The sequence below is a fragment of the Leucobacter rhizosphaerae genome, from assembly GCF_022919175.1.
GTDB lineage: Bacteria > Actinomycetota > Actinomycetes > Actinomycetales > Microbacteriaceae > Leucobacter > Leucobacter rhizosphaerae.
In genome coordinates, this window is record NZ_CP095043.1 from 3141568 (window position 1) to 3159328 (window position 17761).

The 17761-nt window shown below is 70.4% G+C and carries 18 protein-coding genes; 9 read left to right on the forward strand and 9 right to left on the reverse strand.

Annotated elements, in window-relative coordinates:
* The first annotated feature begins 8 nt into the window (after window positions 1-8).
* The 4 genes from gcvT to MUN76_RS14475 all read left to right on the forward strand — a co-directional run bounded on the left by gcvT (window position 9) and on the right by MUN76_RS14475 (window position 4134).
* Entirely contained in the window at window positions 9-1121 is a 1113-nt protein-coding gene (gene gcvT, locus MUN76_RS14460) for a glycine cleavage system aminomethyltransferase GcvT (protein WP_244685672.1), read from the forward strand.
* Window positions 1122-1224: 103 nt separating this feature from the next.
* Window positions 1225-1608 carry a glycine cleavage system protein GcvH gene (gcvH, locus tag MUN76_RS14465; protein WP_244685674.1) on the forward strand — a complete coding sequence of 128 codons (384 nt, stop codon included), beginning with the start codon at window positions 1225-1227 and terminating at the stop codon, window positions 1606-1608.
* Window positions 1609-1639: 31 nt separating this feature from the next.
* Window positions 1640-3088 (forward strand): L-serine ammonia-lyase, encoded by a 1449-nt coding sequence (locus tag MUN76_RS14470; protein WP_244685676.1) that lies wholly within the window; start codon window positions 1640-1642, stop codon window positions 3086-3088.
* A 23-nt stretch (window positions 3089-3111) separates the two neighbouring features.
* Window positions 3112-4134, forward strand: coding sequence for an LOG family protein (locus MUN76_RS14475; protein WP_244685678.1), 1023 nt, complete (start codon window positions 3112-3114; stop codon window positions 4132-4134).
* Window positions 4135-4142: 8 nt separating this feature from the next.
* Here the strand turns inward: MUN76_RS14475 and MUN76_RS14480 are convergent, their stop codons facing one another.
* Window positions 4143-6500, reverse strand: coding sequence for an ATP-binding cassette domain-containing protein (locus MUN76_RS14480; protein WP_244685680.1), 2358 nt, complete (start codon window positions 6498-6500; stop codon window positions 4143-4145).
* A gap of 105 nt (window positions 6501-6605) precedes the next feature.
* On the opposite strand from MUN76_RS14480, the gene MUN76_RS14485 reads away from it, so the two are divergent.
* Window positions 6606-7457, forward strand: a complete 852-nt coding sequence (locus MUN76_RS14485) for a CPBP family intramembrane glutamic endopeptidase (protein WP_244685682.1) — start codon at window positions 6606-6608, stop codon at window positions 7455-7457.
* 50 nt (window positions 7458-7507) lie between these two features.
* Here the strand turns inward: MUN76_RS14485 and aroQ are convergent, their stop codons facing one another.
* Entirely contained in the window at window positions 7508-7948 is a 441-nt protein-coding gene (aroQ, locus tag MUN76_RS14490) for a type II 3-dehydroquinate dehydratase (RefSeq protein ID WP_244685684.1), read from the reverse strand.
* 58 nt (window positions 7949-8006) lie between these two features.
* Between aroQ and trmB the strand changes: the two genes are divergently transcribed.
* From trmB to MUN76_RS14510, 4 genes are all read left to right on the forward strand, one after another.
* Window positions 8007-8756 (forward strand): tRNA (guanosine(46)-N7)-methyltransferase TrmB, encoded by a 750-nt coding sequence (gene trmB / locus MUN76_RS14495; protein WP_244685686.1) that lies wholly within the window; start codon window positions 8007-8009, stop codon window positions 8754-8756.
* A 34-nt stretch (window positions 8757-8790) separates the two neighbouring features.
* The gene (locus MUN76_RS14500; RefSeq protein ID WP_244685688.1) at window positions 8791-9810 is read left to right on the forward strand and encodes an NAD(P)H-dependent flavin oxidoreductase; all 1020 of its coding nucleotides are present in this window, start codon (window positions 8791-8793) and stop codon (window positions 9808-9810) included.
* 4 nt (window positions 9811-9814) lie between these two features.
* Window positions 9815-11236, forward strand: a complete 1422-nt coding sequence (locus MUN76_RS14505) for an MFS transporter (RefSeq protein ID WP_244685690.1) — start codon at window positions 9815-9817, stop codon at window positions 11234-11236.
* Between the two features lie 81 nt (window positions 11237-11317).
* Window positions 11318-11479 carry a hypothetical protein gene (locus MUN76_RS14510; protein ID WP_244685691.1) on the forward strand — a complete coding sequence of 54 codons (162 nt, stop codon included), beginning with the start codon at window positions 11318-11320 and terminating at the stop codon, window positions 11477-11479.
* Window positions 11480-11527: 48 nt separating this feature from the next.
* On the opposite strand, the gene MUN76_RS14515 is transcribed toward MUN76_RS14510, so the two are convergent.
* The 7 genes from MUN76_RS14515 to MUN76_RS14540 form a co-directional block, all read right to left on the reverse strand.
* On the reverse strand, window positions 11528-12268 hold the full coding sequence (locus tag MUN76_RS14515; RefSeq protein WP_244685693.1) for an esterase/lipase family protein: 741 nt from the start codon (window positions 12266-12268) through the stop codon (window positions 11528-11530).
* Between the two features lie 52 nt (window positions 12269-12320).
* Window positions 12321-13283, reverse strand: a complete 963-nt coding sequence (locus MUN76_RS14520; RefSeq protein ID WP_244685695.1) for an endonuclease/exonuclease/phosphatase family protein — start codon at window positions 13281-13283, stop codon at window positions 12321-12323.
* Window positions 13277-14275, reverse strand: coding sequence for an aldo/keto reductase (locus MUN76_RS14525; protein WP_244688800.1), 999 nt, complete (start codon window positions 14273-14275; stop codon window positions 13277-13279). The genes MUN76_RS14520 and MUN76_RS14525 overlap by 7 nt, the downstream gene beginning before the upstream one ends.
* 319 nt (window positions 14276-14594) lie before the next feature.
* Complete coding sequence (locus MUN76_RS15580) at window positions 14595-15188, reverse strand: CBS domain-containing protein (protein ID WP_429952855.1); 594 nt, start codon at window positions 15186-15188, stop codon at window positions 14595-14597.
* Window positions 15185-15619, reverse strand: a complete 435-nt coding sequence (locus MUN76_RS15585) for a CNNM domain-containing protein (protein WP_346730399.1) — start codon at window positions 15617-15619, stop codon at window positions 15185-15187. Before MUN76_RS15585 ends, MUN76_RS15580 begins: the two co-directional genes overlap by 4 nt.
* A complete protein-coding gene (locus MUN76_RS14535; protein WP_244685697.1) occupies window positions 15616-17052 on the reverse strand; it encodes a hemolysin family protein in 1437 nt (478 codons plus the stop codon). The genes MUN76_RS15585 and MUN76_RS14535 overlap by 4 nt, the downstream gene beginning before the upstream one ends.
* Window positions 17053-17212: 160 nt before the next feature.
* On the reverse strand, window positions 17213-17560 hold the full coding sequence (locus tag MUN76_RS14540) for a DUF7882 family protein (protein WP_244685699.1): 348 nt from the start codon (window positions 17558-17560) through the stop codon (window positions 17213-17215).
* Window positions 17561-17761 lie beyond the last annotated feature (201 nt).

Here is a 17761-nt window from a genome sequence, read left to right on the forward strand (position 1 = left end):
ACCTCACCGTGACTGATCCGAAACACACCGCGCTGCACGAGGAGCACGCCGCGCTCGGCGCCGTGTTCACCGACTTCGGCGGCTGGGATATGCCGCTGCGATATGCCTCGGAGCTCGCCGAGCACCGGGCGGTCCGTGGCGCCGCGGGCCTCTTCGACCTCTCGCACATGGGGGAGATCCGCGTCGAGGGCCCCGACGCTGCGACGTTCTTGAACACCGCGCTCGTCGGCAACCTCGCCGCCATCGCGGTGGGCAAGGCGAAGTACTCGCTGATCTGCGCCGAGGACGGCGGCATCATCGACGACCTCATCAGCTACCGGCGCGCCGAGGATCAATACCTCCTGGTGCCGAACGCGGGCAACGCTGACACCGTCGCCGAGGCGCTGCGCGAGCGCTCGCGCGGCTTCGATGTCACCATCACCGACGTGTCGGCGGAGACCAGCCTGATCGCGGTGCAGGGGCCGAACGCGGTGGCGATCCTGCACACCGTCACTCCCGAGTCCCAGCACGCCCTCGTGAGTGAGATGCGGTACTACGCGGCTGACGACGCGACCGTCGCGGGGATCGACGTGCTGCTCGCGCGCACGGGCTACACCGGGGAGGACGGGTTCGAGCTCTACGTGCCGAACGATCGCGCCGCCGAACTCTGGCGTGCGCTGCTCGCGGCCGGGGCCGACCACGAGCTGATCCCCGCCGGGCTGGCCGCCCGCGATTCGCTGCGGCTCGAGGCGGGGATGCCGCTCTACGGCAACGAGCTGAGCCGCGAGACCAATCCGTTCGAGGCGGGCCTCGGGCCGGTGGTCTCCTTCACGAAGGAGGAGTCCTTCGTCGGACGCGCCGCGCTCGAGGCCGTGCGGGAGACCGGGCCGCAGCGAGTGCTCGTCGGCCTCCGCGGCGCGGGCCGCCGCGCCGGGCGGAGCGGCTACGCCGTGCTGGCGGGCGACGAGGTGGTCGGTTCGGTCACGAGCGGGCTTCCGAGTCCGACACTCGGGTACCCGATCGCGCTCGCGTACGTCCGCCCCGAGTTCGCGGCGCCCGGCACCGCCCTGTCCGTCGACCTGCGCGGCAAGGCCGAGCCCTTCGAGGTCGTGCCGCTGCCGTTTTACGCGCGGCCGGCCTGAGCGCTCGGCCGGGACCGTCACGGCACCGCTTCGTATTTCTTCACCGCATCACATTCAGCACCGCACCACACAGCACCGCACCACACACAGAAATGAGCAGCACATGAGCACCGTACGCACCGGACTCCAGTACTCCGTCGAGCACGAGTGGATCACCTCCGAGACCCCCGCTACCGTCGGCGTCTCCGAGGTCGCGGTCGACGCCCTCGGAGAGATCGTGTACGTCGACCTCCCCGAGGTGGGCGCGACCGTGACCGCGGGGCAGCCTTGCGGTGAGATCGAATCGACGAAGTCGGCCTCGGAGCTGTTCTCGCCGGTCACGGGCGAGGTCACCGAGGTGAACGACGCCGCGGTCGCCGATCCTGCGATCATCAACGCGGAGCCCTACGGTGCCGGGTGGCTCTTCCGCGTCGCGACGACCGAGGCCGGCCCGCTGCTCTCGGCGGAGGAGTACGCGGCCGCGAACGACGCCGAGCTCTCGGAGTAATCCGGGATCCTCGGAGGAGACGCGGCCGCCCATGGCGATCAGTGCGTTCGACCTCTTCAGTGTCGGCGTCGGGCCATCGAGCTCCCACACCGTGGGGCCGATGCGCGCCGCCCAGCACTTCGTCGAGCGGGTGCGCCGCGAGGGCGCGCTCGGTTCCGTCGCCTCGCTCGAGGTCGAACTCTTCGGGTCGCTCGCGGCGACGGGGCACGGGCACGGCACCTTCACCGCGGTGCTCCTCGGCCTCGAAGGCTTCGATCCCGCGCAGATTCTGCCTGCGGAGTCGGAGGAGGCGCTCGCGCGCATCGAGACGAGTGGGATCGTGCGGCTCGGTGGTGCACTCGCTGCCGGGCTGGGATCGGCCGCCGCGTCGGGATCTTCCGCCGCCTACGCCGAAGTACCGTTCGCGATCGCCGACATCGTGCTGCGCCCACTCACCGTGCTGCCGCGCCACACGAACGGCATGCGGTTCCGGGTGCGAGACGGTGTGGGCGAGGTGCTGGAGGAGCAGACCTATTTCTCCGTCGGCGGCGGGTTTGTGGTTCGCGAGGGCGCCGAGCAGACCGTGCTCGACGGCCTCGAGGCCGCGATCTCCGAGCAGCCGTACCCGTTCACCACGGCCGCGGAACTGCTCGCGCACACCGAGGCGAGCGGGCTCTCCGTCGCGGAGGTGATGCGCTCGAACGAGCTCGTGCGCCGCGATGCCGCCGAGATTCAGGCGGGTCTCTCGCACATCTGGCGGGTGATGGAGGAGTGCAAGGACGCGGCGCTCCGGCGCACGGGCGTGCTGCCGGGCGGTCTCGAGGTGCGGCGGCGGGCCCCCGACTGGCATCGACGGCTGACGGCACAGGATCCCGATCGCGACCCGCGCTACTGGCAGGAGTGGGTGAACCTCGTGGCGCTGGCGGTCAATGAGGAGAACGCCTCGGGCGGACGGGTCGTGACCGCCCCGACGAACGGTGCGGCCGGGATCATTCCGGCGGTCCTGTTCTACGCGACGCACTACGCGCCGGGGGTGGATCCCGCGGACGCCGCCGCTCGGGAGCGGATCGTCAGCGACTTCCTGCTCGCCGCGGCCGCGATCGGGGTGCTCGTCAAGGAGCAGGCATCGATCTCCGGCGCCGAGGTGGGCTGCCAGGGTGAGGTCGGATCGGCGTCGTCGATGGCAGCGGCCGGGCTGGCCCAGGTGCTCGGCGGCTCGCCGGCGCAGGTCGAGAACGCCGCGGAGATCGCGATGGAGCACAACCTGGGGCTGACGTGCGACCCGGTGGGCGGGCTGGTGCAGATCCCGTGCATCGAACGCAACGCGATCGCCGCCTCGCAGGCCATCAACGCCGCCAAGATGGCGCTGATGGGCGACGGCGCCCACCACGTGAGTCTCGACCAGGTGATCGCAACGATGCGCGAGACGGGCCGCGACATGAGCGACAAGTACAAGGAGACGTCGACGGGTGGGCTCGCCGTGAACGTGGTCGAGTGCTAGCCGCTGCTCCCTAGACTGGACACGTGACTGCGCCAGATCCCGACACCGTAGACGCTGCCATCGACGCGCTCCTGGCCGATGCCGGGGTGACCGGGCAGCGCTCGCTCGTGCGCCGGATCATCGCGACGGGCATCGGCCTCGCGCACGACGGCGCGGACCGGCTCGACCTCAAGATCTCCGCGGCGGCGCTCGAGGAGATGCGGGCCGCGTTCCGCCTCTTCGCGCCCTACCGCGAGATTCCGAAGGTGACGTTCTTCGGCTCAGCCCGGATTCGGGCGCAGGATCCCCTCTGGGTGTCTGCCGAGGCGGCGTCGAGGGGTCTGGCGGAGCGTGGCTGGCTCGTCGTGACCGGGGCCGGGCCCGGGATCATGGAGGCCGCAGCCACCGGGGCGGGCCCGGAGCGCTCGCTCGGGGTATCGATCCGGCTGCCGTTCGAGGAGCACCCGAACGCGCAGTCCGCGGCGAACGATCGCCTCGTGGCTATGAAGTACTTCTTCACTCGCAAGCTCATGCTGGTGAAGGAGTCGAGCGGGTTTCTGTGCCTGCCGGGCGGGTTCGGCACCCTCGACGAGACCCTCGAACTCCTGACCCTGCAGCAGACGGGCAAGATGGAGCCGACGCCGATCGTGCTGCTCGACCGACCGGGCGGTACGTACTGGCGAGGCTTCGCGCGGTTCGTCACGGAGGAGCTCGCCGGGACAGGCATGATCACGATCAACGACCTCGATCGGGTGCTCGTCACCGACTCGGTGGACGCGGCGATCGACGAGATCACCGGGTTCTGGCGCAACTACGATTCACTGCGCTGGGTGGGGGATCGACTCGTGCTCAGACTGCGCACCGCACCGACGGATGCCGAGCTCGCGGACCTGAACGCGCGCTTCTCCGGTCTCTGCGCAACGGGCCGGATCGAACACACCGAGCCGCTCGACGAGGAGCACTCGGAGCGCGACCTGCTTGAGCTGCCGCGCATCGTGTTCACGCCGCTCCGTCGCTCAGTGGGAGACCTGCACCGCCTGATCCGGGCGCTCAATCAGCTCGTCTGAGCGCACCCCTACGCCGCGCCCACGTACTCCACGAGGTGCTGCGCCGTCAGCGTCGCCTTGCCTGCCACGAGGTCCTGCGGCGTGCCCTCGAAGACCACGGTGCCACCCTGCTGTCCCGCGCCGGGGCCGATGTCGATGATCCAGTCGGCGTGCGCCATCACGGCCTGGTGGTGCTCGATCACGATCACACTCTTGCCCGCATCGACCAGCCGATCGAGCAGTCCGAGCAGCAGCTCGACGTCGGCGAGGTGCAGGCCGGTGGTCGGCTCGTCGAGCACGTACACATCGGCGTCCTCGATCATGTGGATGGCGAGCTTCAAGCGCTGCCGCTCACCGCCCGAGAGCGTCGACAGCGGCTGACCGAGGGTCAGATACCCGAGCCCGACGTCGACGAGCCGGTCGAGGATCTTCGCCGCCTTGGGCACCTTCGACTCCCCGCCGGCGAAGAACTCACGAGCGTCGGCCATACTGAGGTCGAGCACCTCGGCGATGTTCTTGCCGCCGAGGGTGTACTCCAGCACCTCGGCGGCGAAGCGCTTGCCCTCGCACACCTCGCACGGGCTCTCCATCGTGGCCATCATGCCGAGGTCCGTGAAGATCACTCCCGCGCCCTTGCACTCCGGGCAGGCCCCCTCCGAGTTCGCACTGAAGAGCGCGGGCTTCACCCCGTTGGCCTTCGCGAACGCGGTGCGCACGGGATCGAGCAGCCCGGTGTACGTGGCGGGGTTGGATCGGCGCGATCCCTTGATCGCGCCCTGGTCCACCGCCACGACGCCCTCCTGCGGCGACACGTAGCCGTGGATGAGCGTGCTCTTGCCGGATCCCGCAACACCCGTCACCACGCAGAGGACGCCGAGCGGCACATCGACGTCGATGCCCTGCAGATTGTGGCGATCCGCCCCGCGCACGGCGATGCTGCCGGAGCCGGTGCGCGTCTCCGGCTTCAACTGCGCGCGGTCGTCGAGGTGGATGCCGGTGCGCGTGCCCGACTCCCGCAGCGCCGCCACGGAGCCCTCGAAGCAGATCTCGCCGCCCTGCGCGCCGGCGCCCGGGCCGAGATCCACGACGTGGTCGGCGATCTCGATCATCTCGGGTTTGTGCTCGACCACGAGCACCGTGTTGCCCTTGTCGCGAAGCCGCAGGAGCAGCTGATTCATGCGCTGGATGTCGTGCGGGTGCAGTCCGATCGACGGCTCGTCGAAGACGTAGGTGGCGTCGGTGATGCTCGACCCGAGATGCCGGATCATTTTGGTGCGCTGCGACTCGCCGCCCGACAGGGTGCCCGCGGGGCGGTCGAGACTCAGATAGCCGAGACCGATCTGCACGAACGAGTCGAGGGTGTCGAGCAGCTTCTCGATGAGCGGCGCGAGGCCGGGATCGTCGATCTCGCGCACCCACTCGGCGAGGTCGGAGATCTGCATGGCGCACGCATCGGCGATGCTGAGTCCTCGGATCTTCGAGGAGCGGGCCGTCTCGTTCAGTCGGGTGCCGTCGCAGGACGGGCACGCAGTGAACACGATCGCCCGATCCACGAACGCGCGGATGTGCGACTGCATCGCCTCCCGGTCCTTCGAGAGCATCGACTTCTGGATCCGCGGGATGAGCCCCTCGTACGTGACGTTGACGCCGTCGGCCTTGACCTTCACGGGCTCGTTGTGGAGCAGCACGTGCAGCTGCTCGTCGGTGAAGTCGCGGATCGGCGTATCCATCGGCACCATCACCGCGAAGATGCGGCCGTACCAGCCGTCCATGCTGAACCCGGGGACCTTGAGGGCGCCCTCCGTCAGGGTTTTGTCGGCGTCGTAGAGCTCGTCGAGCGCGAAGTCGCTGACGGTGCCGCGCCCCTCGCACTCGGGGCACATGCCCCCCAGGATCTCGAAGCTGCGGCGCTCCTTGACGGTCGTGCCGCCCTTCTCGAGAGTCACGGCGCCGGCACCGCTGATCGAGGCGACGTTGAACGAGAAGGCGTTCGGGGAGCCGATGCGCGGGGAGCCGAGCCGCGAGAACACGATGCGCAGCATCGCGTTGACGTCGGTGGCCGTGCCCACGGTCGAGCGCGGGTTCGCGCCCATCCGCTCCTGGTCCACGATGATCGCGGTCGTCAGCCCCTCGAGCACATCGACGTCGGGGCGGCTCTGACTCGGCATGAACCCCTGCACGAACGCGCTGTAGGTCTCGTTGATCAGCCGCTGCGACTCCGCAGCGATGGTCGCGAAGACGAGCGAGCTCTTGCCCGAGCCGGAGACCCCGGTGAAGACGGTCAAACGGCGCTTCGGGAGGTCGACACTGACGTCCTTCAAATTGTGCTCGCGGGCGCCCTGGACCCGGATGCGGTCGTGGGTGTCGGCGGGGTGCGGTGCAGTCATAGGAGAGACATTACCCGGCGGTTCGGACATTGCCGTGCGGCCGGAAGATGAATTCTGCCGGCGCCGAACTGGGCGGAGCCGCCGCACGCTCACTACGCTGGACGCATGGACATCGGGGAGCGGCCAACGGTGACGAGCGTGCGACCCGCCCATCTGGCGGCGGCCGCGCTCACGGTGCTCGCCGCGCCGGCGTTCTTCGTCGCGGAGATCCCGGTGCTCGGGTTCGGCCTGCTCATTGCGGGCCTGCTGCTCGCGTGGCTGGTGGATCGGCCGATCTCACCCCGCGGCGGCGCGCCGTCGCTGCTGCGCGACCTCTCCCTGATCGCGATCGGACTCGGGATCGTGCGCTCGATCCCGCTCGCGGCCGAGCTCGACACCTGGTCGATGGTGAAGTTCACGCTCGCCCTCGGCGGTGCAGTGGCGGTGCCGTACCTCGTCTCCCGATTCATCTACCGGGATCGCGCCACCGGCTTCCCGTGGCGCGGCGGCGGGCGCTGGGGGCGTCTGCACTGGTCCTGGCTGGTCGGCGTGCTGGTACTCGGCTGGCTGATCCTGCCCGGCTACTTCATCTCCTCGGGCGTCTACCGGAACTGGCCGGAGGTCACGTCGCCCGACCTCATCGCCCGTCTGTTCGTAGGTGTCAACGCGGTCGGGATCTGGGACGAGCTGTTCTTCATCTGCACGGTGTTCGCAGTGCTGCTCCGTCACTTCCCGGTCTGGCTCGCGAACGTGCTGCAGGCGGTCGTGTTCGTGTCGTTCCTGTGGGAGCTCGGATACCGCGCGTGGGGGCCGCTGCTCACGATCCCGTTCGCGCTGGTGCAGGGCTACATCTTCCTGCGCACCAAGTCGCTCGGCTACGTGGTGGTGGTGCACCTGCTCTTCGACGCGGTCGTGTTCGCGGTGCTCGTGCACGCGCACAACCCCGGACTCTTCGACATCTTCCCGCTCGCGCCGTAGGCGGCGGGGCCGGGGTGCTGCCGGGTGATACCGGGGTGGTACCGGATCGGCTAGTCCGCGAGCAGCGCGGCGATCCGGCGTACCGCGAACTCGTACCCCTGCACCCCGCACCCGGCGATCACGAACGCGGCGATCGGGGAGACATAGGAGTGCCGCCGGAACGCCTCGCGCGCGTGCACGTTCGAGATGTGCACCTCGGCGACGGGCAGCGACACTCCGCTCAGCGCGTCGCGCAGCACCACGGAGGTGTGGGTGAGGCCGCCCGGGTTGATGAGGATCGCGGCGCAGTCCTCGCGGGCCGCGTGGATCGCGTCGATCAGCTCGCCCTCGTGGTTGCTCTGCACCGCGCGCACGCTCAGGCCGAAGTCGGCGGCCGTGCGGGTGACCAGCGCCTCCACGTCGTCGAGGGTCTCCGTGCCGTAGATGTGCGGTTCGCGGGTGCCGAGCAGGTTCAGGTTCGGGCCGTTCACCAGCAGGATCTGACCGGTCATGTGGGAGCCCTTCGGTTCGTCGGTTGGGTGCAAGCGTATCCTGGGCTAGCGTTGTGGGGTGACTGAACACCCCGAGCAGCCCCTGCCCGCCCAGCGTAGCGACCCGAGCACCTTCCGCGACAAGCCGGTGTCCTTCGTCCGTCGCAGCCGCATGACCCCCTCGCAGGAGCGGGCCTGGGCCGAGCACGAGACGAAGTACGTGATCGATGTGCCGCGCGGCCCCGCCGCGACGAGCGTGGCGGATGACGCGCGGCTCGATCCCACGGAGATCTTCGGCCGCGAGGCACCGCTCATCGTCGAGGTCGGCTCGGGGCAGGGCCACGCGATCCTGCACGCCTCGGCGACCCGGCCCGAGATCAACTTCCTCGCCGTGGAGGTCTTCCGCGCGGGGCTCGCGCGCACCATCATCCGCGCGGAGCAGGGTGGCCTCACGAATCTGCGCCTCGCCGAGGTGAACGCCCCGGAACTGCTCGAGAAGGGCCTGTCCGCGGGTTCCGTCGACGAGCTGTGGGTGTTCTTCCCCGATCCGTGGGCGAAGGCGCGCCACCAGAAGCGCCGGCTCGTCGACGCAGACTTCGCGGCGATCGCTGCTCGGGCGCTGCGCCCGGGAGGCGTGCTGCGGCTCGCCACCGACTGGGAGGACTACGCCGTGCAGATGCGGGAGGTCATGGACGCGGCCCCCGGGTTCACTCGGGAGTTCACCGGCGACTGGGCCGATCGCTTCGACGGTCGGATCATCACGGCCTTCGAGACGAAGGGCGCGAACAAGGGTCGCGCGATCCGGGATCTCGGCTACCGCCGCGACTGAGCGCCATCCGGGCCCACGGAGTAGCGTGTGAGGGATGAGCAGCACCTCCGGCGATACGACCCCCGACGCACCTCTGACACCTGCCCCGAGCCGAGAGCGCAGCGCTTGGGCTGAGCGCCTCGGGCTCCGCGTACCCGTGGTCTGCGCGCCCATGGGCGGGGTCGCGGGCGGTGCGCTCGCGGGAGCGGTGTCGCGGGCGGGCGCGCTCGGCATGATCGGCATGGGGAGCGCGGGATCCGTCGCCGCGCTCGAGCGCGAGCTCGCGCGGCTCGACACGGGCGGTGCGCCGTTCGGGATCGGGCTCGTCGCCTGGGGGATCGCGCGCGAGCCCGAGCTCCTCACCCGTGCACTGGAGGCCGCCCCGGCGCTCCTGTCGGTGAGCTTCGTCGATTGGCGTGCCGAACCCGCGGCCCGCGCGCAGCGCGACGCCTGGATCGGTGCGGCGCGAGGGGCGGGCGTGCGCACCATCACCCAGGTCGCGACCGCCGACGAGGCCCGATCCGCCGCCGCGGCCGGCGTCGACGCCGTCGTCGCCCGCGGCAAGGAGGGCGGCGGCCACGGGGAGCACCGGGAGCCCCGCGATCCGCTGCTGGAGTCGGTGCTCGCCGCGGTCGAGATCCCCGTGCTCGCGGCCGGGGCCGTGACGAGCGCAGCGGACCTGGTCGAGGTGCAGCGGCGGGGCGCGTCCGCGGCGTGGATCGGCACGGCGTTCGCCGCGTGCACCGAGGCGCTCACGAGTGCGCCGGCCCGCGCGGCCCTCATCGCCGCCGAGGGGCGCGACACCGTGGTCTCCCGGGTGCTCGACGTCGCGCTCGACCGACCGTGGCCGTCGCACTACCCCGAGCGGCTGCTCCGCACCCCGTTCGTCGAGCGCTGGCAGGGCCGCGAGTCCGAACTCGCGGCCGACACGGTGGCGAAGGCGGAGTTCCGTGCGGCGCTGGCGGCGCAGGACTACACGGTGGTGCCGCTCGACGCGGGCGAGGGGGTCGGTGCGGTCACGACGGTGCGCTCCGCCGCCGACGTGGTGCGCGAGCTCGCGCGCCCTCTACGATGAACCCATGAGTCGAACCGATCCCGGCGCGCCGCGCACGATCTCCCAGCGGCTGGACGCGCTGCCCTTCACCCGCAAGCACGGCAAGATCCTGACCGGATCCGGGATCGGCTGGGCGCTCGACGCGATGGACGTCGGCCTCATCTCCTTCATCCTCGCCGCGCTCACGCAGCACTGGGGCATCACCAAGGGTGAGGGCGGCCTGATCGCGTCCGTCGGCTTCGCCGGTATGGCGATCGGCGCGACGCTCGGCGGGCTGCTCGCGGACCGCATCGGCCGTCGCCAGGTCTTCGCCCTCACGCTCCTCGTCTACGGGCTGGCGACCGGCGCGAGCGCGCTCGTCGGTGGGATCGCCTTGCTGCTCGTGCTCCGCTTCTTCGTCGGGCTGGGGCTCGGCGCGGAGCTGCCCGTCGCCTCGACGTACGTCAGCGAGTTCGCCCCCGCCCGGATCCGCGGACGCCTGATCGTGATCCTGGAGGCCTTCTGGGCCGTCGGCTGGACCGCCTCCGCCATCATCGGCTACTTCGTGGTGCCCGCGTCGGAGGACGGCTGGCGCTGGGCGTTCGCGATCGGGGCGATCCCCGCGCTCTACGCCCTCGCCGTACGCTGGGGGCTCCCCGAATCCCCGCGCTGGCTCGCGAGTCGGGGCCGCACCGCCGAGGCCGAGCAGGTCGTCGCGTCGTTCGAGGCGCAGCTGGAGTCGCGGGTCGCGGGTGCGGGATCGGCCACGACCGCAGACCCGGCCGCGCCCCGTGCCGCCGAGCCCGCGTCGGCCGAACCGAACGTCGCCGACCTCGCCGCACCGCAGCCGGCGCTCGCCCGCCGCGCCGGGGGTCGGGTCGCCGCGCTGTGGTCGACGGAGTTCCGCAAGCGCACGGTGTCGATCTGGCTGGTCTGGTTCTGCGTCAACTTCGCCTACTACGGCGCCTTCATCTGGATCCCGAGCATCCTCGTCGACGCCGGTTTCAGCCTGGTGCGCTCATTCGGCTTCACGCTGATCATCACCCTCGCCCAGCTGCCGGGGTACGCGGTCGCCGCGTGGCTGATCGAGCGGTGGGGGCGGCGCCTCACCCTTTCGATCTTCCTGATCGGCTCCGCCGGATCCGCCATCGTCTTCGGTACGGTGCACACGGAGGCGGCGATCGTCGCCTCCGGAATGGCGCTGTCGTTCTTCAATCTCGGGGCCTGGGGCGCGCTCTACGCCGTCACCCCCGAGATCTACCCGACGTCGCTCCGGGCGACCGGGGCGGGCTGGGCGGCGGGCGTCGGCCGCATCGCCTCGATCATCGCACCCCTGCTCGTGCCGATCTTGCTCGTGGCTGGCGGTGCGGGCCTCACCTTCACGGTGTTCGCGATCTTCTTCATCGTGGCCGCCGCGGCCACGTGGGGGCTGGTGGATCGCCGCGGCAAGGCGCTCGACGATCGCTGACCGCGGGCGCACGAGTAGCAAGGATCAGGGTGCCAGCGCAAGGGGGCGCGGCGAATCTCGCGCGAGGCCTACGCTGAAGCCATGAACGGTTTATTTATCATCATCATCATTGTCGCCATCGTGCTCGCAATCGTCGGCGGTCTGGTTGAGGCCGTCAACTTCCTGCTCTGGGTGGGCATCATCCTCGCGATCCTCGCGGTGATCGCCTGGCTCATCCGATCGCTCACCGGTCGGAAGAGCTAGGCGCAGGCCTCGGTCACAGCGCACCACGCAGCGGGCGTGCGGGCACCCTCACGGGTGCTCCGCACGCCCGCTGTCGTGTGGAGGAGCCTCGTCGTGCGCGGGGAACCCGTCGGGGTCTGCGGTCGCTCCCACGACCTCACGGACGACGCGCAGCGTTTCAGGGTGCGCGAGGATCCGGAAGTGCCCGCCGGTGGCCAGCCGGACGTTGCGGGCGCCCGCGAGCTCGCTGCCCTCGGGAATGTGCGGATCGAAGTCGGCGAAGATCGACACGACCCGACGATTCACCTCGCGCTCCGCGCCGAGCCGGCGCAGCGTGGCGTCGCGGGGTGAGAACGCCCGCAGCGTGCGCGAGAACTGGTAGCGGGCGAGGGCGGAACCGCCGAAGGGGGTGGCGATCGCCGCCATCGCGCGGACGCGATGCCCTTCCGCGTCGAGCGCCATGACATGCTTCCCGATCAGCCCGCCCTTGCTGTGGGCGACGATCACGACGTCGTCGAGGCCCGTTGCGGCGAGATAGCGCGAGACCGCCGCCGCACCGTCCGCGACTGGCCGCCGGTTCGCGCGCAGCGGATCCACGACGTGCACCGGATGCCCGTCGCCGTGCAGGGTCCGGATCAGGGGGAGCATGAAACGCCAGGGCTCGTAGACGCCGGGAATCACGAGGACCGGCCGACGATCGCCGCTGCGGAAGGCCTCGGGGGTGACGCGCGGGTCGAGCGCGCGGAGCTGGGCGCGCGCCGCGTAGAGGTAGTCCGCGGCCCACCACACGCCCTTCTGCACGATCCCCATGGCTCCATGTTCGCAGGTCGCGCGTGCCGAGGCACCGCGCCGGGCCGGTGGCTCACTCGTTCCGCAGCACCGCCAGGACCGCCCGATGGTCGCTGTCGCCCGCGGCGACGACCCGGTTCTCCAGCGGTGTCATGCCGCGCTGGAAGATATGGTCGATGCGCGCAGCGGGGAAAGCCGACGGCCACGTGAACCCCCAGGAGGGCGACGACTGGCGCGGCTCGCTGACGGCGCTCTGCAGCGTCGCCATCGCCGGATCGAAGGTGGTCGCGTTGAAATCGCCCATCACCACGACGCGCTCCGCGAGATCCTGGGGTACGAGCTCGCCGAGGCGCTGCAGCATCGTGTCTCGGTTGCCCTGGTCCCAGGGACGGAACGAGGCCGCGTGCACCACGTACACGCTGACCGGTCCGCTGGGCGTCATGACGTCCGCGGATAGGGCGCGCTGCCAGCCGAGGCCCAGATCGAGCGGCGTCTGCTGCTCGAGCGGGTACACGCTCCAGAGCCCGACGGTGCCCACCGTGTACGCGTAGGGGTGCGTGGCAGCGAGTTCCGCGGCGGCGGCTTCGCGGTCGTCGGCGTCGAGCTCGACGAGCGCGATGACGTCGGCGCCCTCGACGGCCAGATCCCGGGCCGACGCGGCGGCGGCGTTCGAGTCGCCCCGCACGTTGTGCGACGCGACCGTGAAGCGCTCGTCCGCGGGCACCGCGTTCGCGCTGCGGCCGAGGGGGAGGAGCACCGTGCCGACGAGCAGCGCCCACACGAGGGTCGGCAGCAGCACGATGAGCCAGGCGCGCCTGCGCCGGGTGAGGAGCGCGCCGATCCCGAGCAGCGGGAGCAGCCACCCGAGCCAGGGCAGCGCGGTCGCGACGAGCGTGCCGAGCGACCCCGGGAGCATCGAGTGCAGCGCGATCGTCAGAGTCAGGAGCACCGAGACGACGGCGATCGTGCGGGCACCGGCGAGGCCACGAGTGGGATCGCCGCCGCCGGCTCGCGTGGAGGAGGGGGCGGCTACCACCGCTCGTGCACGGCGCCGCGGATGCGCCGGTCGTAGATGTCGCGCACCCCGGCGGAGAAGTCGGGGCCGAGCTCCGGGATCGCGCCGGCCTGCGCGTTGCCGCGCGACTGCTCGGCGTTCCGGGCGCCCGGAATGACAGTGGTGATCCCCGGCTGCTGCCAGAGCCATGCGATGGCCGCCTGCGCGGGGGTCGTGCCGGCCGGAGCGTGTTCGCGCACGAGGTCGGAGAACTCGCGTGCGGCGGCGACGCCCTCGGCGAAGTCGACGCCGGCGAAGGTCTCGCCCACGTCGAAGGCCGCGCCCGTGCGATTGTAGGTGCGGTGGTCGTTCGCGGCGAATGTCGTGTCCTCGGTGTAGCGCCCCGAGAGCAGCCCCGAGGCCAGGGGGACCCGCGCGATGATCCCGACCCCTGCTTCGCGGGCGACGGGCAGCACATCGTCGATCGGCTTCAGCCGGAAGGCGTTCACAATGAGCTGCACGGTCGCGACGTGCGGGTGCCCGATCGCCTCGAGCGCCTCCGCAGTCGTCTCGACGCTGACGCCGTAGTGGGCGATCACGCCCTCATCGACGAGCGTGTCGAGCGCGTCGTACACGGCCGGGGTCGCGTACACCGGGGTCGGCGGGCAATGGAGCTGGACGAGATCGAGGCGATCGACGCCGAGGTTGCGGCGCGAGCGGTCCGTCCAGGCGCGGAAGTTCTCGAGCGAATAGTTCTCGGGGACCTGATCCTGCCGCCGGCCCATCTTGGTGGCGACGGTGATGCGATCCCGCAGCCCGCGATCGTCGAGGAATCGGCTGATGAGCTGCTCGCTGCGCCCATCCCCGTAGACGTCCGCGGTGTCGAAGAAGGTCACGCCGCCCTCGACCGCGGCGTCGAGCACCGCGAACGCGTCGGCCTCGGAGACGTCACCCCAGTCCGCGCCGAGCTGCCAGGTGCCGAGCCCCACGACGGAGGCCCGCTTCGGGGAGCGGCCGAGCGTGCGCTGTTCCATGACGGTCATGATTGTCCTCCGTGGCTGGTCGAGGTGGCTCTGGTCGTGGTGGCTCTGGTCGTGGTGGCTCTGGTCGTGGTGGCTCTGGTCGTGGTGACCTGCATCGTGCGATCCAGCCGGTGGGTCCGGATCCGCCATCGGCTCACCCTACCGAGTGCGTCTGGGCGGATCCTCGGGGCAACTCCGGCGCAACCGCGGCGCAACCGCGGCGCAACCGCGGCGCGTCACGCGGAGATCGCGCGTTACGCGGACCGATCTGCCGGTTTCGATCCGCGTGACGCGCGATCTCCGCGTGAGTGCGCGCCCCACCCGCGCCGCCCTACGCCGGCAGCGCCCCGGCCGGGCCCGCGGAACTCGGCACGATCTCCCGCAGGAGGTCATCGAGCGTCACCACGCCGAGCAGGCGCTCGCCCTCGACCACGGTCGCGAGCTGCACCCGCGCGCGGCGCATGCGCGTCAGCGCCTCGGTGGCCGAGGTGTCGCCGGTGAGCGAGAGCGCGTCGCGCGCGACCTGCGTCACCGGGGTATCGTCGGGGAGCGCAAGTGTGTCGCGCACGTGCACGACGCGGCAGTCCGCACCGGTCCCGACGAGCACCCGCAGGTGTCCGGATCGCCCGGCCACCTCCCGCACGTCGGCGACCGTCGCGGTGGTCGGCACCGCCGTCGGCGGCCGTTCGGTCTGCACGATCCCGCGGACCGTCAGCGATCCGAGTGCGATCGCCTGGGCGATCGGCCCGGAGAACTGCTCCTCCAGCGTGCCGGCGGCGCGCGAGCGGGCGACGATCTCGCGGATCGTGTCGGCGTCCTGCCCACCGGCGGCGGCCTTCTCGACCGGCTCGACGCCCGAGGCCGACACCAGCCGGTTGGCGATCCGGTTGATCCAGAGCAGCAGCGGGCGGAGCGGCCAGGTCATCCCACGGGCGACGATGCTGGTCGCCTTCGCCGCGGTCTCGGGGTGGGCGATCGCCCACGACTTGGGGCCATCTCACCGATGACGAGGTGCAGGAACGTCACCACGATCAGCGCGAGCATGAACGCGATGATGTCGGCGAGCACGTAGGGGAGGCCCCACTGCTCGAACACCGGGGAGAGCGCGTAGTCGATCGCGGGCTTCGTGATCGCACCGAGGAGGAAGGTGCACGCGGTGATCCCGAGCTGCGCGAACGCGAGCATCACGGTGAGCTCGTTCATGCTGCGGAGTGCGGATCGCGCAGCCGCGCTGCGGTCGGCCTCCTGCTCGAGGCGGTGCCGCCGTGCGGCGAGGAGGGCGAACTCGACGATCACGAAGAACGCGCTCGCCACGATCAGCGCCACGGTGATGATCGTCACCAGCCACCAGCTCATCGGTCGACCTCCCCGTCGTCGACTGCCGAGGCGACCGCATGCGGTTCCTCGGTGCCAGTCGAAGTCGAAGGAGACGGATCGTCCGGGCCCGTCTCGTGCAGCCGCACCGTCAGGCGGGACGGCACCAACCGCGTGACCTCCGTCACCTCGACGTCCAGCCAGCGTTCGATCTCCAGCCCCAGCGCGACCTCGGAGGGCCGTTCGGGCAGATCGACGCGCACGCGGCCGCCGACGGGCACGAGGTCGCCGAAGCGGCTGATGATGAGTCCGGCGATCGTCTCCGAGTCGTCGCCCGGGAGGTCGTGGCCGATGAGCCGCTCCACCTCGTCGAGGTGGACGTCGCCCGGGAGCGACCAGTGCCCGTCGTCGTGCACCGACACCTCCTCCACCTCCAGATCGTGCTCGTCCGAGAGCTCTCCGATGACCTCCTCGGTGAGATCCTCGATGGTCAGCATGCCGTCGAAGTTGCCGTACTCATCGATCACGCACGCCATCTCGTTGCGACTCTCGCGCATGCGGTCGAGCGCGACGGGCAGCCGCATGGAGGTCGGGATCACCACGACCTCCCGCATCGCCGACTCGACGGTGTCGCTCGGATCATGGTGTCCGCGCAGCAGATCGATGAGCGCGACGATCCCGATCGGGTAGTCCTCGTCGTCGACCACCGGGTAGCGGGTGTGCCCGGTGGACATGAGCGTGAGCACCTCGCCGATCGTCGTGTCGCGGGAGACCGAATCGACGCGCGAGCGCGGCACCATCGCGTGCTCCGCGTCCCGCTCCGGGAAGTCCAGGATGCGGTCGATCACCATCGAGAGCTCGTCGGTGAGATCCCCCGATGAGCGGGACTCCTCCACGATCGCCTCGAGGTCGCGCGCCGTCGCGCTCTCATCGACGTCCTCGAGCGGTTCGATGCGCAGCAGTCGCAGCAGCGCATTCGCCGCCAGGTCGAAGATCGTGATGAGCCAGCCGAACAGGAGCAGGTAGATGCGCGTCGGCAGTGCGAGGGCGCGCGCCAGCGGCTCCGGGCTCGCGATGGCGAGGTTCTTCGGGTACAGCTCGCCGAAGATCATCGTGACGATGGTCGCGAGCAGCAGCGCGCCGATCGTGCCGATGAGGATCGAGACGGCGGGATCGATCCCGACCCCGCCGAGCAGGGTGCCGATGGAGGCGCCGATGAGCGGCTCGGCGACGTACCCGATGAGCAGACCCGTGACCGTGATCCCGAGCTGCGCACCCGAGAGCATGAACGAGGTGCGGTTCGTGATCGCGAGTACCCGCTTCGCCTGCTCGTCGCCCTTCTCCGCCTGCGCGGAGAGCTTCGAGCGGTCCACGGACATGTACGCGAACTCCTGCGCGACGAAGAACCCGCACGCGGCGATGATCGCCAGCGTCAGGATCGTGCCGAGCAGCAGCGTTACGCCTGCCTCGACCATTCGGAATCACCCCCTCGACGTGCGAGAGGGCGCGGTGATCGACCCTCCTGATCGGTGGAGGTGCGTTGATGGCTCACGGGGTCTCTCTCGTGGGTCAGGAACAGGGCGTCCAGCCGATGCTATCGACGCTTCCCGGGAAAGCGGTGTATCCGGTGCGATTTCAGGCGCGGAGGTTGCCCGGGTACTTCGGCCCGGTCGCGTCGGCTTCCGCGAGCGAGCCGTCCTCCTTGGTCACGATGAGCCCGGTGGAGGACTCGACCGACTTTCCAAGGGTGAGCAGCCAATCCCGGTTGATCTCCGGCACCCGGCTCCCCGCGAACTTGAAGCTCAGCGGCGTCTGGGGGTTCAGCCAGATCGCAGAGCGCCCGTCGCCCATCGTCGAGCTGTCCTTCCAGGACATGAGAAAGCTCTCGCCTCGCGACAGCTTCTGCACGATCACGATCTGCAAGTGGGTGAGGAGGCGGTCCTCGAAATGCGTCACCATTCCGTCGTAGCGGATCGATCCCATAGTGCGTGTTCCTTTGCTCGGTGGACTGCAGATGCGCGGCGCTCGGGGGCGGCGCCAGGCGGCACAGATCCACTTTGCACGGCCCACCGGTCGGCGTCAACCGGTGGAGCCCGGGCTATTGTACGCCGGTCGGGCGGAGATGAGAAGCACTCCTGAGAAAGCGGGCGACCTGTGACCATCAGAGCAGGGGTGGAAACGCGG